Source organism: Croceitalea sp. P059, assembly GCF_031846365.1.
GTDB lineage: Bacteria > Bacteroidota > Bacteroidia > Flavobacteriales > Flavobacteriaceae > Croceitalea > Croceitalea vernalis.
On record NZ_JAVRHW010000001.1, the window covers coordinates 1,153,496 to 1,180,181 of the forward strand.

The following is a 26,686-nucleotide window of genomic DNA, read 5'->3' on the forward strand; positions in this document are numbered from 1 at the left end:
TTCCCGTTAGTCTTAATAATGTACGCTAGCGTATTTCATCAATCAATTAAATCCAACCCAATGTTTGACATCGAAAGATGGCAAGAGATATTTGATACTATTCGTAAGAATAAGTTACGCACCTTTCTAACAGGTGTATCTGTTGCCTCCGGTATTTTCATCTTAGTTATTTTATTAGGTTTTGGTCAAGGTATGCAAAATGGTATTGAGGCCGAGTTTAAAGGCGATGCTGCGACAAGTATTTGGGTTTGGCCTGGGAGAACAACAATTGAATATAAAGGTTTGAATCCCGGTCGAAGAATACAACTAAGGAATGAAAATTACGATGTCATAGCCAATCAAATGGGTGAAGGATACGAAAAAGCTTCGGTGCTTTACTTTCCGCAAAATGTCAAGGTAGTATACGATAATAATCTTCTAGTTTATAATGTGGCTGGTACAACACCAGATTTACAAACTATTGAAAACGAATACCTTTCTGAAGGTCGCTATATTAATGAAGCTGATGTTCATAACAATCGTAAAGTCGCTGTAATTAGCAATAAAATAAAGCGAGAGGTTTTTGCAGATCTGGATTCTCCATTGGGAGAGTATATCACCATCTCTGGAGCAGGTTTCAAGATTATTGGAGTTTTTGGAGAATATGGAGATGATGAAGGTGAAGAAGAAAGAATATTTATTCCCCTTTCAACTGCGCAGCTGACCTTTAATGGAGGTGATAAAATTAATAATCTTAATTATATGTTGCCTGACCAAGGGTCTATTGGCGAAACAGTAGCTAACTCTGAAAAATTTGTGACAGAAATGAAGAGTTACCTCAATGAAGTTCATGGGGTTTCACCTGAAGATGAGAGAGCTATAAGAGTTTGGAACCCTATTGAAGAGGCCAAGCGTTATTATGCCCTTACTGGGAATATCAAATTTTTCTTTTGGTTTGTTGGCGTTTGTACCATCATAGCTGGGGTTGTTGGCGTGAGTAATATTATGATGATTGTTGTGAAAGAAAGAACACGTGAAATTGGTATTAGAAAAGCCTTGGGAGCAAAACCTCTGGGTATCATAGCGATGATTTTACATGAGTCGATTTTCGTAACAGCAATTTCCGGATTTTCAGGTTTAATTTTGAGTATGGCCCTTTTAGAAATTGTTGGACCTAATATTGAAATTGACTATGTATTAAATCCATCTGTTAATTTTCAAGTAGCATTTGCAACTGTTATTGTCTTAGTGGTAGCCGGTGCTATAGCCGGTTTTTTTCCGGCATGGAGAGCAGTTAGAGTTCATACTATTGATGCCTTAAGAGATGAATAACCAAAAGAGAACTAAAGATGTTTAATAGAGATCGTTGGAAAGAAATATTAGAAGTACTAACAGCAAATTGGTTCAGAACTTTATTAACGGCTTTTGGTGTATTCTGGGGTATCTTAATTTTAATAATTCTACTATCTGCTGGTAAAGGATTAGAAAACGGAATTAAACAAGACTTTAGTGGAGTGGCTACTAACACCATGTTTATGTGGACCCAAAGTACAACTATGCCTTATGAAGGATTGCCAGAAGGAAGAAATTTTAATTTCAAGCTTAGTGATGTACAATTGATTAAGGACAATGTTCCCGATTTGAGAATAGTCTCTCCACGAAATGGGTTAAGAACAACAACAGGAGTTGATAATGTTTTTTACGGAACTGAAAGCGGTACTTACAGAGTTTTTGGTGATTATCCGGAGATAATTTATCAAAATTCTATGTATACTGCTAAAGGCAGGTTTTTGAATTATAATGATATTGTTCAAAAAAGAAAAGTAGTTGTTATAGGTGATGGTATTAGGCAAGATTTGTACGAAGAAGATGAAGACGTTTTAGGAACATACCTTAAAATTCAAGGCGTCAATTTTATGGTCGTAGGTACCTACAAAGAAAAATCAAGTAATGGTGGTGGACAGAATAGTGAGCGACAAATTTATGTGCCTTTTACAGCTTTTTCTCAAGCCTTTAATAGAGCAGATAATGTAGGATGGATGGCAATAACTGCTAAGGATGGTAAGTCAATTTCTGATTTATTGCCTGATGTGGTGAGCACTGTAAAACAAAGTAGAAAAGTACACCCAGATGATGAACGTGCTATTGGTTATTTTGATTTATATAGAGAGTTTAATAGAGTTGAAAGTTTGTTTGCAGCTATGAGGTGGATAGCAATAATCGTTGGAACTCTGGTTTTAATTTCAGGTGTTATTGGTGTCAGTAATATCATGTTAATTGTAGTAAAAGAAAGAACAAAGGAAATTGGTATTCGTAGAGCACTTGGTGAGAACCCATGGTCTATTAAGAAACAAATATTAATGGAGTCTATTTTTTTGACAATAATTTCCGGAATGACAGGAATCATATTTGGCTCGTTATTTATTTTCGGAATCAATACCTTATTAGATAGTGTAGGTCCTGTGGATATGTTTTTGAATCCTAGTGTGGGTATTGGAGTCGTAACAGCAGCGTTGACAATACTAATTATTTCAGGTCTATTAGCAGGGTTCATACCCGCTCAGAGTGCAATTAAAGTAAAACCTATTGATGCTTTAAGAACAGAATAAAATCAATCAATCAAATTATATTTTAAAACATGAAAAAGTCCGTAACCATTATTATTTTATTAATAATCATTATTGCCTTTGGAGGCTCAATGTATTACTTATATCAAAAAAATTCTGAAGATCCAGTGATCTATGAAACTGAAGAATTAGCCACTAAAACTATTGTAAAGAAAACGGTTGCAACAGGAAGTATTCTACCACTAGAAGAAGTGTTAATTAAACCAAATATTTCAGGTGTTATAGATGAGGTTTATGTCGAAGGAGGAGATTATGTAAAATCAGGTGATCTTTTGGCAAAGATAAAAGTTGTTCCAAATTTAAATGCTCTGAATGATGCGCGAAACGCCATTGATGATGCTAGAATAAATCTTGATGATCAAAAACGAAATTATGAAAGACAGCTTTCTATTTTTAATAAAGGAGTTATTTCTCAGGCAGATTTAGATCGAGCACAAGTAACCTATGATCAAGCAAAACAGGCTTATCGTGCAGCCAATAAACGCTTTGATATTGTAAATACGGGCACAACTAGCGGATTTAAAAACGCAGCTAATACTTTAATCAGGGCTACAGTAAGCGGTATGGTACTTGACGTACCTGTTGAGGTCGGTAATCAGGTAATTGAAAGTAATAACTTTAATGAAGGAACAACTATTGCGGCTATTGCTGACGTTGAGAAAATGATTTTTGAAGGAAAGGTTGATGAATCCGAAGTGGGTAAAATCGCTGAAAATTTACCTTTAGAAATAACAGTTGGTGCTATTGAAGATAAAGTATTTGATGCAGTATTAGATTATATAGCTCCAAAAGGGAAAGAAGAAAATGGCGCTATTCAATTTGAAATTAAAGGTACTTTAAAAAAGAAGGACACTACCTTTATTAGAGCTGGTTTAAGTGCAAACGCTTCCATTATACTTGCCAAAGTGGATAGTGTTTTGGCTATTAAAGAGGCATTAGTTCAATTTGATGATGATACCAAAAAACCATATGTAGAAATACAAACTGGAGAACAACAATTTGAAAGAAAGGATATTGAATTGGGTGTTAGTGATGGCATTTTTGTAGAGGTAAAATCAGGCCTCGTGAAAAGTGATAAAATAAAAATTTGGAATGGAACAAGCCCTGAAGAAGAGGGTTAGTAATCATTTAACAAAACTTTTAAATAATTCTTGTAACAAATTAACAACTTGCTAGTCCTATTAGGGATTACATTCAGATAGCTAATAAACCAATCATGATCGAAATCAAAGACCTTCATAAATCTTATAAAATGGGAAGTAATTCTCTTCACGTTTTAAAAGGAATCAATTTTTCTTGCGAATCTGGCGAATTAGTAGCCATAATGGGTTCTTCGGGATCCGGTAAATCAACATTACTGAATATTTTAGGGATGTTAGATGAAGCCGATTCTGGTGCATATACTCTTGATAATGTACCAATAAAAAACCTAACTGAGACCAAAGCTGCTCAATACAGAAACAAGTTCTTAGGCTTTGTTTTTCAGTCATTTAATTTGATTAATTACAAAAGTGCAATGGAAAATGTTGCTTTGCCTTTGTATTATCAAAAAGTGGCTCGAAAAGAAAGACAAGAAAAAGCTATTGAGTATCTAGATCGAGTAGGACTTAAAGAATGGGCAACACACTTGCCAAGTGAGTTGTCTGGTGGTCAAAAACAGCGTGTTGCTATTGCAAGAGCAATGGCAGCTGAACCTAAAGTATTATTGGCAGATGAACCTACGGGTGCACTAGACAGCACAACTTCATATGAGGTAATGGATTTAATTCAAAAAATTAATGACGAGGGTAACACTATTTTGGTAGTTACTCACGAACCAGATATTGCTGAAATGTGTAAAAGGGTCATACATTTAAAAGATGGAGTCATTGTTGAAGATAAAAAAGTAAAACAAGTAAGAGCCGCTCAGTATGTTCAGTAGAGATACTTGGAAAGAAATTTTTGAAACTATTCAAAAAAATAAGTTGAGAACCTTCTTGACAGGTTTTACGGTAGCTTTGGGTATTTTCATATTTGTGACCTTATTCGGTATGGGTAATGGGTTGAACAATACTTTTGCTAAATTTTTTGGTGATGATGCCACTAATGTGTTTTTTGTTTTTCCAGGCAGAACCACTATTCCTTTTAAAGGTTACAAGGCCAATAGAAGAATTGAATTTGAAAATCAAGATTTAGAAGACATAGAAGAGAATTTCGCTATGTTGATGGAATATATTACTCCGCGTATTCAACGAAACGCATTAGTAACATATAAAGAAGAGTCAGATAATTATAATACAAGAGCCGTTGGTCCAGCACATTTATTCGCTGAGAAGACTATTATTATGAAGGGTCGTTACATCAATAATTTGGATGTAAAAAATAGAACTAAATATGCAGTTATCGGGCGATTGGTAGAGCGTGATTTATTCTTAGGGGAAGATGCTATTGGTAAATTCATAGATGTTGGAGGCAGTGTTTTTAAAGTGATAGGTGTTTTTCAAGATGATGGTGGTGACAATGAAGAAAGAAACATTTACATTCCGTATACCACAAGACAGTTAATTGAAAAAAACACCGATAAAATTGACCAAATTATTTTGGCATTTAGACCAGAAATTGGATATGCAGGAGCTATGGCTTTTGAAAAAAAGTTAGACGCTTTTCTTAGGGATAAAAAATATATCAGTCCGGCTGATCCTAATGGTATTTTCATAAGAAATGTTGCGGATAATCTTAAACAGAATCAACAATTTGCAGGGGTACTTCAAATAATTATATCTGCTATTGCATTTGCGGTTATCATATCTGGTATTATTGGAATTAGTAATATCATGGTTTTTGTGGTAAAAGAAAGAACGAAAGAAATTGGAATCCGAAAAGCGCTAGGGGCGACACCAAGAAAAGTTACAAATTCAATTTTGTTTGAATCTATTTTTATTACAACAATTTCAGGTTTTGTAGGTATGTTGATTGGGGTTTTTGTTCTTGCTCAAATTGGAGGAAAAACCTTGGAAGACGACTACTTTATTACCAACCCATATATAGCAACTGGGACTGCAATATTTGCAACGATATTATTAATCATTTGTGGAACTATAGCGGGGTATATACCGGCGCGTAGAGCTGCTAAGATAAAACCAATTGTAGCACTAAGAGACGAATAATATGAGACAGTTATTTGACGGAAATACATGGCAAGAAATTTTTCAATCCATCTCAAAAAATAAATTGAGAACGTTTTTAACAATGATTGGAGTATTTGTAGGAATCTACATTTATATAGGACTTTCTGGCGCATCAAAAGGTTTGGATAATGGTTTTGAGCGCCAGTTTGAAACCATTGCTAAGAATAGTCTTTTTGCATGGGGTCAGTCAACGAGTATGCCGTACGCAGGTTTCAAAACAGGCCGTCAAATACAATTGAAGTTGGGTGATGTCGATGTTTTGTACAACAGAGTTCCTGAAATTGAAACAATAGCACCACGTAATGTAAAAGGTATTTTTGGTTCTAGTCCCGGTATTATAACTAGAGGATTAAAATCTGGAAATTATTCTGTTTATGGAGATTTTCCGGCATTTGCTGAAATAGCAACTAAGAAAATTTATGAAGGAGGTCGTTTTATTAATGATGCTGATATTCAACAGGCAAGAAAGGTTTGTGTGATAGGTGAAAGAACACAAAGAGAGCTTTTTGACGAAGATGAAAATCCTATTGGTGGATATATTAAGATTGATAATATCAATTTTCAAGTTGTAGGGGTTCATAAATTCACGCCAGGTGGTGGCTTTGAAAGTGATAGCGACATTTTTATCCCATTTGCCACATTTAAAAAATTGTATAATACAGGTGATAACGTTTCTTGGTTTACGATTGCAGCTTATGATGATGCTGATGTTATAAAAGTTGAAGAGGACATTAAATCCGTGCTAAAGGGAATACATAGTGTTGACCCAAAAGATGAGAGAGCTTTTGGTTCGTTTAATCTAGGTGAAATCTTCAATAAAATAATGGGCTTTTCAAACGGAATGACTTTTCTCTCCTTAATAGTAGGTATTGCTACTATTTTGGCAGGTGTCATTGGTATTGGGAATATACTATTGATTTCTGTTAAAGAAAGAACCAAAGAGCTGGGTGTACGCCGTGCATTAGGTGCCACACCTGCTGAAGTAAGAAATCAAATTATCATTGAATCCTTATTTCTAACCTTATTGGCTGGAATTATTGGAATCATTGCAGGTGCATTTACCTTAAAAATTATAGATATGTTTACTCAAGGTGCAGATTTTCCATATGCCAATCCAACAGTGCCAATTCCCTACGTTATTGGGTCATTATTACTGATGGTAATATTGGGGGTGCTTATAGGTTTAATCCCTGCACAAAGAGCGGTTAGTATCAAACCTATTGATGCATTAAGAGAAGAATAATTAGAACAAAAAACCATTTTTACATAACTAAACAATCACTAAAATGAAGAAAATTTTAAAATGGGTCGGTCTTGGAGTATTGATATTAGGAGCACTCTGGGCTGCAGTATTTTTTATGAAATCAAATAGCAAGTCTGCTATTGAATATGATACTCACAAACCATTTACCGCAAGTATAGAAAAGAAAACAGTAGCTACAGGTAAAGTAATTCCTGAAGATGAAATTGAGATTAAGCCTCAAATTTCTGGTATCATTCAAAAAATATACCTTGAAGAAGGTGTGAAAGTAAATGCTGGAGATTTAATCGCAGTTATTAAAGTGGTGCCTAATGAGCAGACTTTGAACCAAGCTCAAGGTAGAGTTCGTAATGCTGAATTGGCTTTGAATAACTCCAAAATCGAATATGATAGGAATAAAGTTTTGTATGATAAAGGTGTTGTATCCAATCAAGATTTTATTGCCTTAAAACTAGCTTATGAGCAAGCCGAGCAAGAGTTAACGAATTCTCGAAATGATTATCAAATCATTAGAAAAGGATCTTTTGGTGGCTCTTCTAGCGCTAATACAAATATTAGAGCTACTGTGAACGGTACTATTCTAGAAATTCCTGTTGAAGAAGGTGATCAAGTTATTCAAAGTAACAACTTTAATGATGGTACTACTATTGCATCTATTGCTGATTTAGGTAACATGATTTTTGAAGGTCAAGTTGATGAAGGCGAAGTTGGTAAACTTGCAGTTGGAATGCCCCTTGAAATTAGTTTAGGTGCTATTGAAGATAAAACTTTTGAAGCTAAACTGAAGTTTATAGCCCCTAAAGGAGTTGAAGAAGCTGGTGCTGTTCAATTTAAAATTGAAGGTGATGTTGTGGTTGAAGATGACTTTTTAATTCGTGCGGGTTATAGTGCCAATGCTTCGTTAATCTTGGAAAAGAAAGATAGTATTATGGTAATTTCAGAGTCATTACTTCAATTTGATAAAACAACCAATAAACCATACGTGGAGGTCGCAACAGGTGAACAACAGTTTGAGCGGAGAGATATTGAAATTGGAATTTCCGATGGTGTCAATGTTGAAATTGTATCAGGTCTTGAAGAGAATGATGAGGTCAAGCAATGGAATAAAACTGAACCAATTAAGAAGGGTGTTGAAGACGAAGAGGAAGGTGAAGAATCAGAAGAATAATCAATCAATAACGAAAATCAAAAAACGGATGAAATTAAAAATCACCATATTATTAGTGGTTTGTGCTACGTTCATCACAAATGCACAAATGAAACAGTGGACACTCGAAGAATGTGTCTTATACGCAGTAGAAAATAACTTATCTGTAAAGCAATCTGAGCTTGATTTAGAAAATGCTAAGATTGATAAATCTGATGCAATTGGTAATATTTTACCAAATTTTAATGCACAGATTAGTGGTTCTGGTAATACTGGATTATCATTTGATCCAACAAATAATCAGCCTACAACGACAACAATTTTAACATCTTCAGGAAATGCAACCGCTGCGGTGAATTTATTTGATGGTTTACGAAATTATAATCGTCTTAATCGAGCAAAAATGAATGCCTTAGCAAGTCAGTACCGACTTGAAGATCTCAAAGATGATATACGTTTGAATGTAGCTAATGCTTATTTATCTGTATTGTCTAATAAGGAAGCTCTAAAGGTTTCTAAAGCACAGTATATAGTAACAGAGCAAGATTTAAATAGAACAAAGGAATTGGTAGAATCTGGTGTTTTACCGCGAGGTGATTTGTTAGAAATAGAAGCAACTGCGGCTACCCAAGAACAACAAATAGTAAATAATGAGGCATTAGTACTTATTTCTAGAGTAAGCTTAGCGCAATTGTTGCAAATTACTGATTATGAAAATTTTGATATAGCTAATGAAACTTTTGATGTACCTCCATCTGATATTTTAGATAATTCTGCAAAAGTTATTTTTGATAAAGCATTAACCTTTAGAAATGATATTAAGTTTTCTGAAATGAGTGTGGAATTAGCTAAAAAAGATGTTGAAATTAATAAAGGTGGTTATTATCCTACTTTAAGCGCATTTTTTAATTATAATACAAGATATTCGGATCAATTTTTAGACCCTATAACTGGTGACTTAATTGGTTTTAAAGATCAGTTATGGATTAATGATGGTATTTCCTATGGTGCCCAATTAAACATTCCAATTTTTAATGGATGGAGCACAAGAAATAGCGTGAAAAGGTCTCAAATTTCATTGAAGCAAGCTGAGTTACAACTTGAACAAGATAAGTTGAACTTAGAAGCAGACATACAACAGGCTTACGTAAATGTAAATACTTTTGGTAAATCTTATGAAGCTGCGGGTAAAACTTTGGAGTCAAGTCGCTTAGCCTATGAATATTCGAAAGAACGTTATGATGCTGGATTATTGAACGCATTTGATTTTGGACAAGCTCAGGCACGTGTTGATAATGCCGAGGCTACTTTAATCAGATCCAAATACGATTATATTTTTAGAATTAAGATACTTGAATTCTTTTACGGTATTCCACTTTCTTTAGATTAATAATTACATTAAATAAATTTTGACCTGTTAAGTTTTTATACTTAACAGGTCTTTCTATATTCGCTTCAATCATGGGGACTATCTTAAATATAGAAACAGCAACAACAAACTGCTCGGTAAGTATAGGCGTAAATGGAGAATGTATTTCATTATTAGAAGAAAATACACCTAATTATTCTCATTCTGAACAACTACATGTTTTTATTAAAGAGGTTTTAAAAAAAGCTACACTAAGTTTTTCTGATTTAGATGCTATTGCGGTAAGTAAAGGACCAGGGTCGTATACAGGGCTTAGAATAGGTGTTTCCGCTGCTAAAGGGCTATGTTTTTCTCTCGATTTACCATTGATTTCAATACCAACTCTTGAAAGCATGGCGCAACAAATAGTAGTAGTAGATGATGCCGTGATAATACCCTTATTAGACGCTCGAAGAATGGAGGTTTATTCTTGCATTTTTGATCATAATTTAAAAGAGATTCGCAATACACAAGCGCAGATTATTGATGAAAGTAGTTTTTCTGATTATTTAGAAAATAAAGAGGTTCATTTAGTTGGTAATGGCTCAGAAAAGTGTAAAACCATTTTAGAATCCCCTAATATGATATTTCATACTAATAATATTCCTTCCGCTAAAGAAATGGTAAGATTATCGTATAAAAAATTCAAGGTAAACGACTTTGAGGATGTCGCTTACTTTGAACCTTATTATTTAAAAGATTTTGTTTTGCAAACCAAAAAGGCATAGTCTTATTCAGAACTATGCATAACGCGTTGGGGAAAAGGGATCTCTATCCCAGCTCCGTCAAAACGAATTTTCGATTGCTCAATAACATTAAAACGAGCTGGCCAAAATACTTCATTTGGGGCCCAAAAGCGTAAAGTCAGATTTACTGAGCTATCTCCTAGTTCGCCTACATAAACTTCTGGAGCTGGATCACTTAATATGCGTTCATCTTCTTCACAAATTTTCAGTAAAATGTCTTTGGCAGTTTTTATATTAGAACTATAACCAATACCAACGATATAATTTTCTCTGCGGATTGACTCGGCATTATAATTGATTACATTCCCATTTGAAAGCTGCCCATTAGGAATGATGGCGACTTGATTGCCAAATGTGTTTAGCTTAGTGCTAAAAATCGTTATTTCTTTTACCGCCCCATCAACACCTTGTGCAGAAATCCAATCCCCTACTTTAAAAGGCTTGAATAATAAAATCAATACTCCACCTGCAAAATTAGCTAATGACCCTTGTAAGGCTAGTCCAATAGCCAAACCTGCTGCACCAATCATTGCAACAAGAGAAGAAGTCTTGACGCCAAGTTGTGTAACAACTAAAACAAACAGTACTACTTTTAGAGCAATGCTTATAAAACTTTGTAAGAAACCTTCAAGCGTTGGGTCATAGTCTTTATGATCAAAAAACTTTTTGACCATGCGGTTTAAAAACCGAACTATCCATAAACCAACAACCAATAAAACAAGAGCAAGAATAATATTTGGCATTAGTTTCCAAAGCCAATCGATAGCATTTTCAATGTGTTGTTCTAAATTGGTAAATTCCTCTAGCATATTTTTATTAGTTTACTGACAACATAGAGCTTAAGATATTTAAAGTCAAATTGAACATCTTAAGGTTAGGTTAAAGTTCAATTAATTTAAAGTTGATTTATGGCTTGACTAGCTGAAGTTACCGGTAGTTTGCAGGTACCTTCAATACAAACATAAACCAATGTTTCACCTTCGTTATATCTACTTTTAAGAAGATCAATATCTCCTTCTTTTTGAGACCCAACAAGAATACTATTTGGAATATAATGAGATAGAATTTCTTTACCGATATTCTTGTAATCATCGCCAACTACAGCTATTTCATAAAAATTTAAATTTTCAAATAAAGCCAAGTGCATCCAATTTGAAAAGCTCTGTCCATTCTCAGTAAAATTTACCTGAATATTTTTCAGCATTTGATGAGCACGTTTTCCATAACCTTCATTTGAAAACACCTTGTGTAATTTTAAAAGATTATTAGCCATAATTGAATTGGAACCTGAAACAACATTATCATTGGTTTCAAGGGTTCGTCTGATTAATGATTCATCTTTATCAGATGTGAAGAATAGCATACCACTAATATCATCATTGAAATGCGTTAATGCGTAATCAGTTAATTCCTTAGCATGATTTAACCATTTCATATCAAAAGTGACTTCATATAGCCCAATAAATGCTTCTATGGTCGAAGCATAATCCTCTAAAAAACCATTAATATTGCTTTGGCCATTTTTATGATTTCGGTATAGACCACCTGAACTTCGAATCATTTCTTGTTCTATGAAAGAAGCATTATTTAATGCCAGTTTAAGGTAATTATCATTTTGTAAATAGCGATAGGCATCAACAAGACCTTTGAGCATTAAACCATTCCAAGAGGTTAAAATTTTATCGTCTAGTCTTGGTTTTGTTCTGTCTTGACGTGTTTCTTTTAAAATGCTCAGACTGTTTGTAATCTTTTCATTTAATTCATCAATAGAGACTTCATGTTTTTCTGCAATTTCAAAATCTGACTTATCGCGAATTAGCACATAATTTTCTTCCCATTCCCCATAAGAGTTGATATTGAAATAGTCTTTAAAGATTTCAAAATCTGATTTCAATAATCGTATAAGCTCTTCTTTAGACCAAACATAATACGCACCTTCTTGGAGCTCACCAGCCTCATTTAAACTATCGGCGTCAAGTGAAGAATAATATCCACCGCTTTTATCAGAAAGTTCTTCTTGGGCAAAAGCAATGGTCTTTTCTGTAATTGCTTTGTAAAGTGGATTCTTTGTCGCAGCATAGGCCTTAGAATAAAGACTAATCAATTGGCCATTATCATAGAGCATTTTTTCAAAGTGAGGAACATGCCACTTAGTATCAACCGAGTAACGTGAAAAACCTCCACCTACTTGATCAAATACACCACCATAAGCCATACGTGTTAGCGTGGTATTTACATATTCAAGAACTTCTTTATCATCTTGACTGGTAGCATAGTGCAGCAAAAAATCAAGATTATTAGGCATCATAAATTTTGGTGCACTTTTGTACCCACCTAAATAGGTATCAAAATAAGAACTCCAATTTTCAACTGAATGATTTATTTCTTCAAGAGTATATTGCGAAGCATCAGTTTTATTTTCTACAAGATTAATAGACTGAATGCCGCGCTCTAAATCACTCGCATATTCAATAATCTTATCAGGATTTTCTTTAAATAGTTTCGTTAGTTGATTTAATGATTTTAACCAATCTTCTTTTGGTAAATAGGTGGCACCCCAAAATGGACGCCCATCAGGTAAAGCAATAATATTTAATGGCCAACCTCCATTACCAGTCATCATTTGAAGAGCATCCATGTAGATTTGGTCAACATCAGGTCTTTCTTCGCGATCTATTTTGATGTTGATGAAGTTTTCATTCATTAATTTGGCTACTTCATCATCTTCAAAACATTCATCTTCCATTACATGACACCAATGGCATGCAGCATAACCAATACTGATAAGAATTGGCTTATTTTCATCTTTTGCCCTTGCTAAAACCTCAGGGTGCCAAGCTTCCCAATTTACTGGGTTATGGGCATGTTGTAATAAATACGGGCTAGTTTCATCAATTAAAGCATTGGTATACTTATGTGTCATTTCTTCCTTTTTAGGTGCGCAGCTATTCAAAAGAATTATTGAAATCAAAAAAATGGTAATGCTTCGTGTCATATGATATAAAGCCTTAGAAATAAAAAAAGCGCCTATAAAGGCGCTATAAATTTCTTTTGAGGATTATTATTTTACTTCAAATGTTATTTTAACATTTACTCGATAATCTGTAATTTCTCCATCCTTAACAGTAGCGCTTTGCTCATTAAGATAAACTGAGCGAATATTTTTTACTGATTTAGATGCTTGGGCAACTGCATTCGCTGCAGCATCTTCCCAACCTTTACTAGAATTTGCCAATACTTCGATAACTTTTAAAACTGCCATAGTTAGTGTTTTTTATGTTCTTCAATTTAAGAAATTCTATACAATACCTACTTAAAGAAATATAAAAATTATCCGTTGAGCGCTATTACCTCTTGTACTTTATCACCAAGCATATTTTTTAGCATGGTTTCAATGCCATTTTTAAGGGTAAATGTTGATGATGGGCAACCACTACAGGCGCCTTGTAAAATAACATTAACGGTTTTACTTTCTTCTTCATAAGATTGAAAAAGAATATTACCACCATCGCTTGCAACGGCTGGTTTAACATATTCTTCGAGAATATCTATGATTTGTTTTGAAGTGTCATCATAATCAGTTTCAGAATTTTCATTGTCGGTTGAGTTTGATTTTTTTTGTTGCAAACTTTCAGAAACAACTTCTTTACCATCAGCTAAAAAATCACGAATAGCTTCTCTCAATTCCATTGTTACCTCGTCCCATTCTGCTACATCATACTTGGTGACCGATACATAGTTGTGATCAAAAAATATTTCTTTAACAAAGGGAAAATGAAATAACTGTTTTGCTAATTCCGAGTCTTTTGCTTCGTCTATATTTTTAAATTCAAATATGGATGGTACAATTGGTTTATTGGCAACGAACTTCATAACCCCCGGATTTGGAGTTACTTCAGCGTATACAGTTACAGCAACTTTTTTACTGGTTTCCTCTTCAATCACTATAGGTTCACCATCATTTAAATAGTCTACTAATTGTTGTGCTACTTCATCCTTAACATCATTCCATTGCACAATGTCAAAACGCTCCAAGGCTATAAAATTACCTGATATATATACTGTTTTTATAAAAGGCAGATAAAATAGTTGTTGTGCTAAAGGCGAATTTTTTGCATCGTCTATATTTTTAAATTCATAGTTTTCTTTTACCAAAAAATGATTGGCCTCAAACTTTAATATAGCGGGGTTATTTGTTTCTTGTAGTGTTAAATGATATTCTTTCATGTCGATTAAGTCTTTTCTATCAAGATTTCTAGGGTGCCATTAAGCTTTTTCGCAATAAACAAAATAAAATAACGTCTACAACTTGGAACCTATTTTTTGGTAAAAATACAAAGGATATATGGGGATTAAAAGATATAATAATGTTACATTTAAATCGTTATACTAGTTGTTTGTACAACGCAGTAACTAACACTTAGCCCCAGAATCTTGATGAAAAAACTGCAGACACTATTGATTTTAAGCCTTTTTTTCGCAACTAATATGCGTGCACAAGAGGGTATTCCTGTTTATTTTGATTATTTAGCGGACAACTATTATTTAGTTTATCCATCAATGGCTGGCATCGGTCAAGGAGGTAAATTGAGATTAACCGCCAGAAAACAATGGTTTAATGTTGATGAGGCCCCAAGCCTTCAAACATTTAATGCCCATTTCAGAGTTGGAGAAAAGAGTGGAGTTGGAGGAATCTTGTTTAATGATAGCAATGGTTATCATTCTCAAACAGGCTTTAAAGGAACTTATGCTCATCATCTACAATTGAGTTCTGATTTTAGAAATTTAAATCAATTGTCTTTTGGTATGAGTGTTGGTGTCATCTTAAGTAGCTTAGATGAAACAGAATTTCGTTCGGTTATACCCGATCCGGTTATAACTGGAATAAAGAATACAAGTAGTTATTTTAATCTTGATTTAGGGGTGTCTTATAATTATCTTGAATTTTATGCACATGGTGCTATTCTTAATATACTAGGAACCGGTCGCGATTTATACACCGTCGCTGAATTTGATAATTTGAGAAGGTATTTATTATCGGCAGGCTATATATTCGGGAAAAGTGATTTTCGAGTAGAACCTTCAATTCTATTTCAACTCACAGATTTTACTCAAGAGAAAACAATTGATATGAATGCTAAGGTCTACAAGGACGTTGGTAATGCTACAGTATGGGGAGGACTTTCTTATAGAAGAAGTTTTGATGGTGCACAATTTCAACAAAACGGAACTTTTGGAGAACAGCGATTACAGCTATTTACTCCTATAGTTGGTGTAAATATTAATCGATTTATGTTTTCTTACAATTATTCGTACCAATCTGGAGATATTCGTTTTGATAATGGTGGTTTTCATCAAATTACTTTAGGTATTGATTTGGGCGAAAAACAAGAAAATAGATACGATTGTTACTGTCCTGCTGCAAATTATTAAAAAAGCCCATCGGTTAAGATGAGCTCTTCTTTAAGAGTCATAAAAATTTAGTCCCATTTATAGTTTTTTCTAGATGCTTGATTTTTTATAGCACGAATCATAGCATTTTCTAATTCTCCTTTTTCCTCAGTTTGATTTTTAGCTATATAAGCTTTTCTTTTAGTATTTAGGTCTTGAATCTCTTTTTGAATTTGTGTGCGCTCTGATTTTTTCTTTAAGATATAGTCTTTAATTTCTTTTTCAGATTTATCTTTTAATTCCTTAGGTAGTTCTTCCCTTTTTAGTTTTGAAACTTCAAATTCTTTATCATCTGAAGCATCAACTAAATCCCATTGAGAATTTTTATATAAACGAGAGCTTTTACTAATGGCCCTTTTAACCGCAACTTCTTCATTGACATCGTAGGCCATATTGTCTTGTTTTGCCTGAGTCTGTACTTTTGAAGCACCCAAAGCCCCATAAGAAACGTAGGTTTGATTGAGTTTAGAATTTAGTTTGATAATAATATCATCATACGGAGTTTCAATATGAACTACTTGACGATTATGATCAATAGCCATATACTCACCACCGGTGGTTATAGCACCGTCTTTCCATTTACTACCAACGCCTTGTTCATAGTTGCCACAGAAAATAGTATTGACAACGACATCTTTTTCTTTAGCTTGTGAGGCTGCATCACGATAGTTTAGTTTTCCTTGTGTGAAAGGCTCATTACCAGCAATGAAAATCATTTTAAGGTCATCAGCATTTTTACCCCATTCTAATTGTTCTAATGAAGTATTAATAACTTCTCCACAATATTCTTCACCACCATCAGTAGTTAAAGAAAATAATTTTTCTGAAATTTCATCCAAATCATCGCTGAATCCGATTACTTGGCGAATATATCCTTCCCTTGAAGAAAGCTTGTCATTACCATATTCATATAAGGCAATTTTTAAATCTGGTCGATTGTTATTACCACATTTAGCATAAGTAAATTCATTGACAATATCCCAAAGTTGAGATTTTGCTTGATTAATTAACCCATCCATACTATTACTAGTATCAAGTAACAAGGCAATTTTGACATATTGTTTTGCGGGTTGATCAACCTCTGGGGCGATGGCGGTTACAATTAATTTTGTCTTATCATCTTTTTTTGGTTTGATATCACATCCGTATATGGTGCCAATTCCGAGGACCATTAAACTCAGTCCAATAATATTCTTTAGATTTTTCATAAATTTTATTTTAATTACTGATGTAAACTTAGCCACGGGGTCACAGAATAAAAATCGAAAATGAGTGAATAGGTCACTTTAATGCGTTAAGAGTATAAAACTTTTAGTAAAGAGGGTAAAACGCTTTGTTTAATACCTGTTTTGAGCTAATAGTAATTTTTAAAACCGCTTTTAAACCGTTAAGTTTACTTTGATTTAAATGGACAATGCACAAAAAAAATTACATATTACTAATAGCATTTTTCTTTAGTTTAATCGCATTTCCTCAGGATATGAATGAGGGTGATAAGGTTAGAATAAAAGGTTCTGTTAAGGGTAAAGAAAATTATGAACCTATTTCTAATGTAGAAGTTTCTACCAATAGGGGAGTTTTTACAATTACCGATGGTTTAGGAGATTTTGTAATTGATACATATATAGGTGATATATTAATTTTTCAAAGCCCAGATTTTGATACTGTACGCTATCGGATTAATTCAGATGAAGATATTGTCCTACAGGTTGAGAATTACACTTCTTCGAATTATAAGGAAAGAAAGATTATCGGTAATTCTTCACCATATAAAATCGGATTAGATTCTGCTCAGTATTATAAAAAGATAAGTATTGAAAAAAGTATTGATTTTGTAGCTCAATCAATTGCCTCAATTGGGCCACGCGGTAATAAAAAAGAGCTAGCCAAGGCATTAACAATTCTAGGTCAAATATATATTTACCACAAACAATATGATTTGGCTATTACAAATATACAGGATGCATTAGTTGCTAATAAGACAAGCCCTACAACTATTCTGCTAGGTCAAGCCTTTTTGTTGAATAAGAACTATAAGGAGGCAGAAGAAACTTTTAGACCATTATTAGATGTAAAGAAGATGATACCCTTCCAAAAAATAGAACTATATGAAGGCTTAGGAGATGTTTATAAGGCGCAAGGTAACCTGGAAAAATCGCTAAGTTTTTATAGAGAGGGTTTAAAGGTTGCGGAAAAGAATCAGGTCTCACCGAAGGTTATCGATTTAAATTCAAAAGTTGCAGCTGCTTTTGCAGCTTCAGACCGTAATATTGAGGCTCAAGATTACTACGATAATTCACTTTCGCTTTCAAAAAAGCAAACACCTCAAAGGGCTATACAAGAAGGGGATAAAGTTGCTGACTTCTATAATCAAGCCAGTCGATTTAATGATGAAATAGAATTGAGAAAACAAACGTTAAAAGAATTAGAGCAGTTACCTTCAAAGGTAGTTGGTAAGCCAAAAAGTATTTTAGGTGCCGATTCCATTACATCGCAGCGTATTAATTATAAGATCGCAAAAGCTTATATATCACAGGATAAACTTACAGAAGCTATACCTTTTTTAGAGCGCAGTATTATAGAGGCCGATAAGGAAGATGATTTAGTAGTACAGAAGGACGCTACCCGAAAACTTTCAGAAGTATATCGTTATAAAGGCGATTTCGAAAAAGCTTTCGAGAACTACCAAAAGTATGGTACTATAGTTGATACTTTTTATTTTAGAAAAGAACAAGAAATATCCCGTTTAGCTAGGCTGAATAGAGATATTGCCGCAAAACAAAATCGTATTTCAAGTTTAGAACAAGAGCGACAATTATCCCAAAGTAAATACAGTTTAGCGGTAACAGAGCAACAATTGTTTGAAGAAAATAATAAGAGGCAAAAATGGCTAATTTATTCTCTTTTGTTTGGAATGTTTTTATTAGGTATAGCAGCATTCTTTTATTATCGTAGTAACAATCAACAAAAATTAGCTAATAATTTACTGGCTTTAAAATCTTTACGGACTCAAATGAATCCACATTTTATATTTAACGCCTTAAACTCGGTTAACAATTACATAGCAAAAAGTGATGAACGCAGTGCAAATAGATTTTTAAGTGAATTTTCTGTATTAATGAGAACTGTACTAGAAAACTCAGAGGAAGATTTTATACCCCTAACTAGGGAGTTGGAACTTTTAGAACTATATATAAAGTTGGAACATTCAAGATTTCCTGACAAGTTTGATTATGAAGTACAAATTGATTCTAATGTAGATGTTGCAGCTTTTGAAATTCCTCCTATGTTATTGCAACCATATATTGAAAATTCAATTTGGCACGGACTGCGCTACAAGGAAGTTAAGGGTTTTTTAAAGATTGAAGTAAGACAGCTCACGCAAAGCCTTCTTCAAATTGAAATTAAAGATAACGGAATTGGTAGAAAAAAATCAGCAGAACTAAAAACCCAAAATCAAAAGAAGCAACGTTCAAAAGGTATGGGTAATATTAAAAAACGTATTGCTATTTTGAATGATATGTATCAGAATAAAGTAGAGGTAGGTATTTCTGATTTATACGAAGATAAAACAGGTACAAAGGTGGTATTAAAATTGAAAAAAGATTAAGCGAAATATACTGACAATGAAATTGAAATCTATTATCGTAGAAGATGAGGCGAACAGCAGAGAGATTCTTCGGAATTATTTAGGTAAATACTGCAGTAATGTTGAGTTACTTGCTGAAGCGGCCACGATAAACGAAGGTTTATCCCTCATTAAAGAACACCAGCCCGATTTAGTTTTTTTAGATGTTGAAATGCCTTTTGGCAACGCTTTCGACTTATTGGACAAAATCCCTGATCGTACTTTTGAAGTTGTTTTTGTTACAGCTTACAATCAGTACGCGATGGAAGCTCTGAATAATCATGCTGCATATTATTTGATGAAACCCATAAATATTGATGAACTTATTAAGGCGGTGAATTATGTGATTGAGATAAAATCTGGTGAGAATGCTTTAGAGGGCAAGGTGTTGCAGGCAAAACTTAAAAAGGCGGAAGGGAAGATAACTCTGCCTCAACAAGATGGTTTTCAAGTTTTAGAAGTTTCCGATATTTATTTTTGCAAGGCAGATGATAATTACACCGAAATCTATTTAGAAGAAAAGAAAATATTGGTGAGTAAGACCTTAAAATATTTTGAAGAAGCCTTAAGTGAATTTCCTTTTTCACGAATACATAAATCATACTTAGTAAACGTCAATGAAATTCAGAAATACAAAAAAGGTAAAGGAGGAAGTGTTATTTTATCCAACGGAAAAGAATTATCTGTCTCAGCATCAAGAAAAGCTCAGCTTTTAGCTTATTTTAAATAGTTTAGTAATTATTAGCAACGTGAGAAATTTATAAAGTTTATGATTATATATCCTGTAAACGGAAAATCACCTCAAATAGGTAAAGACTGCTTTATTGCCGAGAATGCTACTATTGTTGGAGAAGTTGAAATGGGTGATGAATGCAGTGTTTGGTTTAATGCTGTAATTAGAGGTGATGTTCATTTTATTAAAATGGGTAACAAGGTCAATATTCAAGATGGCGCAGTAATCCATTGCACCTATAAAAAGTCGCCAACAACAATTGGAGATAATGTATCTATAGGTCATAATGCCATTGTTCACGGCTGCACAATAAAAAGTAATGTCTTGATTGGTATGGGTGCAATTGTAATGGACGATTGTGTGGTTGAGAGCAATAGTATCATAGCTGCAGGCGCAGTTGTTACAAAAGGAACGCATGTCCCTTCAGGAACAATTTTTGCAGGAATGCCAGCTAAAAAATTAAAAAATATTAGTCCTGAATTAAGCACAGGTGAAATAGACCGAATAGCCAAAAACTACGTGAAGTATAGTAGTTGGTTTAAATAGCTGTATTGAGCTAAGATGACAATAACCTAGTTTGTTGTATCATTAATTTCCTATTTTTGGCGCTCTAAAAAAGAACACTCATGAATGCATATGTTTTTCCCGGTCAAGGCGCCCAATTTGTGGGTATGGGATTAGATTTATATGAAAATTATCCAATGGCTCAAGAGTATTTTGAGCAAGCTAACGAAGTATTGGGTTTTTCAATTACAGATATCATGTTTGAAGGTAACCCTGATGACTTGAAACAGACAAAGGTAACTCAACCAGCAATTTTTTTGCATTCGGTGATTATGAGTAAGGTATTAGGTGATAAATTTGTGCCTGATATGGTTGCAGGTCATTCTTTAGGGGAGTTTTCCGCCTTAGTGGCTAATAATAGTTTGAACTTTGAAGATGGTCTTAAGTTGGTGTCACAGAGAGCTTTGGCTATGCAAAAAGCTTGTGAAATTCAAGACAGCACCATGGCTGCAGTTTTAGGATTAGATGATGACTTAGTTGAAAAAATATGTTCAGAAGTTGAAGGTATCGTTGTTCCCGCAAATTATAATTGTCCAGGGCAATTAGTCATTTCTGGTGAAATTCAAGCAATAAATATAGCATGTGAAAAATTAAAGGAGTCTGGTGCTAGAAGAGCGTTGATTTTACCTGTAGGAGGTGCTTTTCATTCGCCTTTAATGGAACCCGCTAGAGAGGAGTTGGCTGCTGCTATTGAATCTACAACATTTAATAAGCCATCTTGCCCAATATATCAAAATGTGACTACCACTGCAGTTGATGTGTCTAATGAGATAAAAGAGAATTTGATTGCTCAATTGACCTCTCCAGTAAAATGGACTCAAAGTGTTCAAAACATGGTGTCTGATGGCGCAAAAGTATTTATTGAAGTAGGACCAGGAAGAGTGCTTCAAGGTTTAGCTAGAAAAATTGATTCTTCAGTTGAAGCTAGTTCCGCTGTCGTGTAATATCGTTTTCATTTTGTCTAAATGCACTTTAACCCAATAACTTAGATTTAATCGTAAACTTAATTGGTTACTACATTTTTTATTTATCTTGCCCATCGCCCAAATAGTAAATAGGAATAATGAACTTTGCTAAAAATCTTGGTTTACAAATTGAAAGTTTCTCTGAACGAACTTTATTTTTTTGCATTAAAATATCGTTGTTCTTTACTCTAATTGGACAATCTTGTGTTTATGGTCAACAGATATCAATCAACGATCCGATATCGGTTAATGAAGGAAATACTGGTGTAGCAACGATTACTTTTATTGTATCTGTTGATGCTGCCGATTTTACGCCACCTTTTGAAGTTATTACTGCAGATTATGAGGTTTTTGGAGGTCTTGAGAATGGTACAACCGGTACGGTGACCTTTCCAGTTTTTAGTACGGATGATCAAACAATTGATGTTACCACGACCGGAGATTTTATTGTTGAAGCCGATGAAATAGTTACCATTGAATTGTCAAACCCCTCTACTAACGCAATAATTTTAGATAATACAGGAATCAGTTCTTTTCTCAATGACGATACAGCAGGTGTTTCCGTAAATACTACTACCGGCAATACAACAGAAGCAGGTGGTGTTGCAAGCTTCTTGTTTACTTTGACCAGTGAACCTGTGGCCGATGTTACTATACCATTGAGTAATCCAGAACCGGGAGAAGGAACAGTCCAAGCGAGTGTACTTTTAACTTCAACAAATTGGAATACTGGCGTAACCGTTGATGTTACTGGAGAAGACGATTTTATTGCCGACGGAGATATTACCTATATAATATCAACTCAAAATCCAACATCTGCTGATCCAATTTATGATGCTTTGGGTGGGGCTGATGTACCACAACTATCAATAACTAATGAAGATGATGACGTCGTAGAAATTCTTGTAGATACCAATATTGGTATTACCACAGAAGCAGGAGGAACTACAGATTTTGTTTTTACCCTCGGTAGTGAACCTTTGGATGATGTTAGGGTGCCCATAAATCAATATGATGCAACGGAGACAAGTGGTCCTACAGAAGTGATTATAACTCCAGCTAATTGGGAGACTGGAGTTACATTGACCATAACCGGTGAAGATGATTTATTGGTAGATGGTGATATTGATGATATAATTAATACCGGAAATCCCTCATCTACCGGAGATGCTAATTACAATGCTCTAGTTGGTGGAGATGTGTCTCAACTGACCGTTACGAATCAGGATGATGATGTTTTTGATGTTACTATTCTTGCAACCGATGATACTGCAACTGAAGTAGGAACTACTACGGGTGCTTTTACAATAAGTCTTGACCAAGTTAACAACACAGGTAATCCAATTCAGATAAATTACAGTGTATCTGGAACAGCTACCTCAATAACAGATTTTGTTGCTTTAGGAACATCTATAGAAATACCAGATGGAGATCAAACAGCAGTAATTACGGTAACTCCAATAAACGATACGGAAATTGAACCGGTTGAAACGGTTATAATAGATTTGGATACCGGTCCCGATTATACTATTGGAATTGATAATCAAGCTCTAGTAAATATTGAAAGTGAAGATTTAGATGCAATTAGTATTAATAGTGTAACTCAGGCCGAAGGAGACGCCGGCTCGGTAAACTATGTTTTTACCGTTAGTGTTGACGGTGGAGTGCCTGCTTCAAATGATATAACTTTTACTTACGATTCAGCAGATGGCACAGCTACCACGGCAGATTCAGATTATGAGGCCGAACTTGCAGAAAGTGGCGCGATTTTAACTGGGCAAGTAAGTACTTCTTTTAATATTGAAGTTAACGGTGATACGGAGGTAGAGGCTGATGAATTTTTTAGAGTCAATTTGAGCAACCCAATTAATGCAATTATAAATAATGGTCAGGGAATTGGTACTATTGAAAATGATGATCAAGATTTTATAAGTATAGGTGATGTTACTTTAAATGAAGGAGATTCAGGTATAACATCTTTTGATTTTGTCGTTAGTATAGATGGAGGTGGCAACGCAATTAATGAAATTGAATTTACCTACAGTACACAAAATGGTACTGCAGAAATTGTAGATGGAGATTACAATCAAGTGATTACAGGTTCTGGTAAAATTAATGTGGGAGATAATACTACTACCCTATCAATTACAGTAAACGGTGATCTAAAAGTTGAAGGTACGGAATCATTTGAAGTTAACTTAACCGGAGCTGTAGGTGCTGGAATAACAGGTGGTCAAGGTATAGGAACCATTTTAAATGATGATAGTGCTGCTCTTACTATTGCTGATGTATCAGGGGCTGAAAATGATGGGCCAATAACAGTTTCTGTTGTTTTAGATAACCCAGTTTCAAACGGTTTTAATGTTAGTGTTGCTACGGCTGATGATTCTGCAACCTTAGCTGATAATGACTACACTCAAATAACCAATCAGCAATTAATATTTTCTGGCGTAGCGAATGAAGTCGAAACATTCACGGTAACACCAACAGCTGATGTTATTATAGAGCCAGATGAAAATTTAGTGATAGAGCTTTTAAATTTAGCAAGTACTCCTTTTTCAATTGACATATCTGATACTGCTGAAGTTTCAATCATAAATGATGACAGCTGCGCAGCAGGTACAATAGCTCCGGTATTAAATTCTGGAGAACCTACTACATTTTGCGATGATTTTAATCAAGATTTAGACAATTATACTTTAAGTACAGCACCTCTTGATGCTGTCTTAAAATGGAGTTCGTCAAATACTAACTTAGAAGACATAAATACGCATTTAGATAACCCAGTAGTAAGTGTTCCTGGTACTTATTATGGCTTCTTTTTTGATGCTGCAAATAATTGTGTGAGCCCAGAGCTTGTCATTGAAATTTCGGCTAGTGTTACGCCATCACCCGGTACTACCACTAACGCTGCTGCTTGTAATGTTACTGGTAATGGTGGTCCAGTTTCAATTGATTTAGATGCTCAAATTACTGGATCCGACGATGGTGTTTGGACAATAGTAACGGACCCCTCAGGTGGCGCAATTTCTATTAGTGCTAGTAATCAAGTTAATTTCAATGGAAGTACTGCCGGTATATATGAATTTAGGTACACAACAACTGGTGCTAATGCTCCATGTGAAAATCAATCGAGTGATTTAACAATTACGGTGTCTGATTGTTCTATTAATTGTAATGGTGGAGATTTTGCTCCAACACTTGATAGTTCTCAACCAACAAATTTTTGTGATGTTGTCAATACAGATTTGAATGATTATGTGACTGATAGTGCACCTGCAGGAAGTGTTCTTACATGGAGTACTAGTCCTGACCCGTTACAGGTTTCAGCGCATAGAAGTAGTTTTGTGACTTCACCTGGAACATATTTTGGTTTTTTCTTTGATGATGCCGATGGAACCAATAGTATTGATTGCTCTAGTCCAACTATAGAAATTACTTTAGTATTAAACATAACGCCATCAATTGATGCTACCTCCGGGGATGTTCGTTGTGGAGCCGGTACCGTTAATTTAACGGCAGTTGGAAGTACAGGGGCTACTTTAAATTGGTATGATTCTTTGTCTAGTACCACTATTTTAGGAACGGGAAGTGATTTTACGACGCCAATCGTAACAGAAACTACTTCGTTTTTTGTTGAAGCTACCGCTAATGGTTGTTTTTCAGAAAGATTAGAGGTAATTGCTACGGTAAATATTGAACCAAACCCTGGTATGGTCGTTAGCACGACTGGCTGCAATGAAGCCGAAGAAGATGGAACAACCTTAACGGATTTAGATGATGTTTTAACGGATGCTAATCCTGGTATTTGGTCAATTTTTGATGATCCTTCAGGTCTTGTAGTTATAGATGAAGAAAATGTCGTTGATTTTGATGGTTTGCCTTCGGGTAATTACATTTTTACTTACACTACAACTGATGCGGTTGCACCTTGTGAAAATCAAGCTATTAATGTTACAATAATGGTTGTAGATTGTAATCTTGATAATGATAACGATGGATTGAATGATGATATTGAAGAAGATATAGGCACTGATCCTGATAATCCTGATACTGATGGTGATGGCATTCTAGATGGGACTGAGGTTGTTGATGGTACAGATCCTTTAGATGATTGCGACTCGCTGGGTGGAACACCATTACCAGACGGTGATTGTGATGCTGATGGGCTAACGAATGGTGAAGAAGCGGACTTAGGTACTGATCCTTTTGATGCTGATACTGATGGAGATGGTCTAACAGATGGTGAAGAGGTATTAGTTGTAGATGATCCTTCTACCACGGCTATTCCTGAAGAAGCAACAAATCCATTAGATAGTTGTGATCCTTTTTTGACGGATGATTGTAATGCAGATCCTGTTGATTTGCAGGTTCTAAAAACAGTTGATATTGCAGCACCATTAATTAATACCGACATTGTTTTTACTATTACGTTGTCTAATTTGAGTATGAATCGGGCCATTAATATAGAGGTTGATGATTTAATTTCTGACGAGTCAGGTTTTGAGTATGTGTCAAGTACTACTTCGAATGGTTTTTATGACGTATTGACGGGGGTGTGGTCCATTGATGAATTATTACCAGAACAAGAAGTAAGTTTAGAATTAACGGTAACCGTGAGAACTTTTGGTCTACTTTCAAATACTGCGACTCTGATGCGATCTACTCCTTTAGATGATAATATATCAAATAACACTTCTACAGTTCAACTAAATATTAATAGAAGTTCTTGTGTTGACTTAGGTACAATATGTAATTTGTTTACTCCAAATGGCGATGGAATTAATGATTTTTTAGTTCTGGTGGGGCATGAAAACTATCCTAATAATACCCTTTTGATTTATGATAGATATGGTAATAATGTCTATGCTAGTAGAGGTTATAATAGTACATGGGATGGTACTGGTGAGAATGGAAATCTGCCAAAGGGAACTTATTTTTATATACTCGATTTAGTAGGTGATGGAACGGAAGCAACAAAGGGTTGGATTCAAATAATACGATAGCTCA

The 26,686-nt window shown here is 34.5% G+C and carries 20 protein-coding genes; 15 read left to right on the forward strand and 5 right to left on the reverse strand.

From position 1 onward, the window contains the following. Positions 1-60: 60 nt before the first annotated feature. From RM542_RS05215 to tsaB, 9 genes are all read left to right on the forward strand, one after another. A complete protein-coding gene (locus RM542_RS05215; protein ID WP_311384656.1) occupies positions 61-1,311 on the forward strand; it encodes an ABC transporter permease in 1,251 nt (416 codons plus the stop codon). Positions 1,312-1,328: 17 nt separating this feature from the next. Further along, the gene (locus RM542_RS05220; RefSeq protein ID WP_311384657.1) at positions 1,329-2,588 is read left to right on the forward strand and encodes an ABC transporter permease; all 1,260 of its coding nucleotides are present in this window, start codon (positions 1,329-1,331) and stop codon (positions 2,586-2,588) included. Between the two features lie 29 nt (positions 2,589-2,617). Next, the gene (locus RM542_RS05225) at positions 2,618-3,727 is read left to right on the forward strand and encodes an efflux RND transporter periplasmic adaptor subunit (protein ID WP_311384658.1); all 1,110 of its coding nucleotides are present in this window, start codon (positions 2,618-2,620) and stop codon (positions 3,725-3,727) included. Between the two features lie 95 nt (positions 3,728-3,822). Then, entirely contained in the window at positions 3,823-4,527 is a 705-nt protein-coding gene (locus RM542_RS05230) for an ABC transporter ATP-binding protein (RefSeq protein ID WP_311384659.1), read from the forward strand. Beyond that, on the forward strand, positions 4,517-5,752 hold the full coding sequence (locus RM542_RS05235; protein WP_311384660.1) for an ABC transporter permease: 1,236 nt from the start codon (positions 4,517-4,519) through the stop codon (positions 5,750-5,752). The genes RM542_RS05230 and RM542_RS05235 overlap by 11 nt, the downstream gene beginning before the upstream one ends. A gap of 1 nt (position 5,753) precedes the next feature. Further along, entirely contained in the window at positions 5,754-7,016 is a 1,263-nt protein-coding gene (locus RM542_RS05240) for an ABC transporter permease (protein WP_311384661.1), read from the forward strand. A gap of 43 nt (positions 7,017-7,059) precedes the next feature. Continuing rightward, positions 7,060-8,202: an efflux RND transporter periplasmic adaptor subunit gene (locus RM542_RS05245; protein WP_311384662.1), complete on the forward strand. Its 1,143-nt coding sequence runs from the start codon at positions 7,060-7,062 to the stop codon at positions 8,200-8,202. 28 nt (positions 8,203-8,230) lie between these two features. Then, on the forward strand, positions 8,231-9,571 hold the full coding sequence (locus RM542_RS05250) for a TolC family protein (RefSeq protein WP_311384663.1): 1,341 nt from the start codon (positions 8,231-8,233) through the stop codon (positions 9,569-9,571). A 71-nt stretch (positions 9,572-9,642) separates the two neighbouring features. Continuing rightward, a complete protein-coding gene (gene tsaB, locus RM542_RS05255; RefSeq protein ID WP_311384664.1) occupies positions 9,643-10,317 on the forward strand; it encodes a tRNA (adenosine(37)-N6)-threonylcarbamoyltransferase complex dimerization subunit type 1 TsaB in 675 nt (224 codons plus the stop codon). Positions 10,318-10,319: 2 nt separating this feature from the next. On the opposite strand, the gene RM542_RS05260 is transcribed toward tsaB, so the two are convergent. The 4 genes from RM542_RS05260 to RM542_RS05275 all read right to left on the reverse strand — a co-directional run bounded on the left by RM542_RS05260 (position 10,320) and on the right by RM542_RS05275 (position 14,562). After that, complete coding sequence (locus RM542_RS05260) at positions 10,320-11,144, reverse strand: mechanosensitive ion channel domain-containing protein (RefSeq protein WP_311384665.1); 825 nt, start codon at positions 11,142-11,144, stop codon at positions 10,320-10,322. 86 nt (positions 11,145-11,230) lie between these two features. Next, complete coding sequence (locus RM542_RS05265) at positions 11,231-13,258, reverse strand: thioredoxin domain-containing protein (protein WP_311384666.1); 2,028 nt, start codon at positions 13,256-13,258, stop codon at positions 11,231-11,233. A 138-nt stretch (positions 13,259-13,396) separates the two neighbouring features. Next, positions 13,397-13,597: a dodecin family protein gene (locus RM542_RS05270; RefSeq protein WP_311384667.1), complete on the reverse strand. Its 201-nt coding sequence runs from the start codon at positions 13,595-13,597 to the stop codon at positions 13,397-13,399. A 68-nt stretch (positions 13,598-13,665) separates the two neighbouring features. Beyond that, complete coding sequence (locus RM542_RS05275) at positions 13,666-14,562, reverse strand: NifU family protein (protein WP_311384668.1); 897 nt, start codon at positions 14,560-14,562, stop codon at positions 13,666-13,668. Positions 14,563-14,772: 210 nt separating this feature from the next. Here RM542_RS05275 and RM542_RS05280 point away from each other — a divergent pair, with 210 nt between their 5' ends. Further along, the gene (locus tag RM542_RS05280) at positions 14,773-15,768 is read left to right on the forward strand and encodes a type IX secretion system membrane protein PorP/SprF (protein ID WP_311384669.1); all 996 of its coding nucleotides are present in this window, start codon (positions 14,773-14,775) and stop codon (positions 15,766-15,768) included. Positions 15,769-15,815: 47 nt separating this feature from the next. Here the strand turns inward: RM542_RS05280 and RM542_RS05285 are convergent, their stop codons facing one another. Then, entirely contained in the window at positions 15,816-16,994 is a 1,179-nt protein-coding gene (locus RM542_RS05285; protein WP_311384670.1) for a VWA domain-containing protein, read from the reverse strand. Between the two features lie 206 nt (positions 16,995-17,200). Between RM542_RS05285 and RM542_RS05290 the strand changes: the two genes are divergently transcribed. From RM542_RS05290 to RM542_RS05310, 5 genes are all read left to right on the forward strand, one after another. Continuing rightward, the gene (locus RM542_RS05290; protein ID WP_311384671.1) at positions 17,201-19,396 is read left to right on the forward strand and encodes a histidine kinase; all 2,196 of its coding nucleotides are present in this window, start codon (positions 17,201-17,203) and stop codon (positions 19,394-19,396) included. A 16-nt stretch (positions 19,397-19,412) separates the two neighbouring features. Then, a complete protein-coding gene (locus RM542_RS05295; protein ID WP_311384672.1) occupies positions 19,413-20,144 on the forward strand; it encodes a LytTR family DNA-binding domain-containing protein in 732 nt (243 codons plus the stop codon). A 39-nt stretch (positions 20,145-20,183) separates the two neighbouring features. After that, positions 20,184-20,693, forward strand: a complete 510-nt coding sequence (locus RM542_RS05300; RefSeq protein WP_311384673.1) for a gamma carbonic anhydrase family protein — start codon at positions 20,184-20,186, stop codon at positions 20,691-20,693. A gap of 80 nt (positions 20,694-20,773) precedes the next feature. Next, entirely contained in the window at positions 20,774-21,655 is an 882-nt protein-coding gene (gene fabD, locus RM542_RS05305; RefSeq protein WP_311384674.1) for an ACP S-malonyltransferase, read from the forward strand. 119 nt (positions 21,656-21,774) lie between these two features. Further along, on the forward strand, positions 21,775-26,682 hold the full coding sequence (locus tag RM542_RS05310; protein ID WP_311384675.1) for a gliding motility-associated C-terminal domain-containing protein: 4,908 nt from the start codon (positions 21,775-21,777) through the stop codon (positions 26,680-26,682). Positions 26,683-26,686 lie beyond the last annotated feature (4 nt).

What these genes read in the sequence shown, in the direction of transcription:
- RM542_RS05290 (WP_311384671.1), top strand. Translation starts at nt 17,201, where the DNA reads ATGCACAAAAAAAATTACATATTACTAATAGCATTTTTCTTTAGTTTA.
- RM542_RS05215 (WP_311384656.1), top strand. Translation starts at nt 61, where the DNA reads ATGTTTGACATCGAAAGATGGCAAGAGATATTTGATACTATTCGTAAG.
- RM542_RS05285 (WP_311384670.1), bottom strand. Translation starts at nt 16,994, where the DNA reads ATGAAAAATCTAAAGAATATTATTGGACTGAGTTTAATGGTCCTCGGA.
- RM542_RS05250 (WP_311384663.1), top strand. Translation starts at nt 8,231, where the DNA reads ATGAAATTAAAAATCACCATATTATTAGTGGTTTGTGCTACGTTCATC.
- RM542_RS05245 (WP_311384662.1), top strand. Translation starts at nt 7,060, where the DNA reads ATGAAGAAAATTTTAAAATGGGTCGGTCTTGGAGTATTGATATTAGGA.
- RM542_RS05275 (WP_311384668.1), bottom strand. Translation starts at nt 14,562, where the DNA reads ATGAAAGAATATCATTTAACACTACAAGAAACAAATAACCCCGCTATA.
- tsaB (WP_311384664.1), top strand. Translation starts at nt 9,643, where the DNA reads ATGGGGACTATCTTAAATATAGAAACAGCAACAACAAACTGCTCGGTA.
- RM542_RS05280 (WP_311384669.1), top strand. Translation starts at nt 14,773, where the DNA reads ATGAAAAAACTGCAGACACTATTGATTTTAAGCCTTTTTTTCGCAACT.
- RM542_RS05260 (WP_311384665.1), bottom strand. Translation starts at nt 11,144, where the DNA reads ATGCTAGAGGAATTTACCAATTTAGAACAACACATTGAAAATGCTATC.
- RM542_RS05265 (WP_311384666.1), bottom strand. Translation starts at nt 13,258, where the DNA reads ATGACACATAAGTATACCAATGCTTTAATTGATGAAACTAGCCCGTAT.
- RM542_RS05270 (WP_311384667.1), bottom strand. Translation starts at nt 13,597, where the DNA reads ATGGCAGTTTTAAAAGTTATCGAAGTATTGGCAAATTCTAGTAAAGGT.
- RM542_RS05300 (WP_311384673.1), top strand. Translation starts at nt 20,184, where the DNA reads ATGATTATATATCCTGTAAACGGAAAATCACCTCAAATAGGTAAAGAC.
- RM542_RS05240 (WP_311384661.1), top strand. Translation starts at nt 5,754, where the DNA reads ATGAGACAGTTATTTGACGGAAATACATGGCAAGAAATTTTTCAATCC.
- RM542_RS05225 (WP_311384658.1), top strand. Translation starts at nt 2,618, where the DNA reads ATGAAAAAGTCCGTAACCATTATTATTTTATTAATAATCATTATTGCC.
- RM542_RS05235 (WP_311384660.1), top strand. Translation starts at nt 4,517, where the DNA reads ATGTTCAGTAGAGATACTTGGAAAGAAATTTTTGAAACTATTCAAAAA.
- RM542_RS05220 (WP_311384657.1), top strand. Translation starts at nt 1,329, where the DNA reads ATGTTTAATAGAGATCGTTGGAAAGAAATATTAGAAGTACTAACAGCA.
- RM542_RS05230 (WP_311384659.1), top strand. Translation starts at nt 3,823, where the DNA reads ATGATCGAAATCAAAGACCTTCATAAATCTTATAAAATGGGAAGTAAT.
- RM542_RS05295 (WP_311384672.1), top strand. Translation starts at nt 19,413, where the DNA reads ATGAAATTGAAATCTATTATCGTAGAAGATGAGGCGAACAGCAGAGAG.
- RM542_RS05310 (WP_311384675.1), top strand. Translation starts at nt 21,775, where the DNA reads ATGAACTTTGCTAAAAATCTTGGTTTACAAATTGAAAGTTTCTCTGAA.
- fabD (WP_311384674.1), top strand. Translation starts at nt 20,774, where the DNA reads ATGAATGCATATGTTTTTCCCGGTCAAGGCGCCCAATTTGTGGGTATG.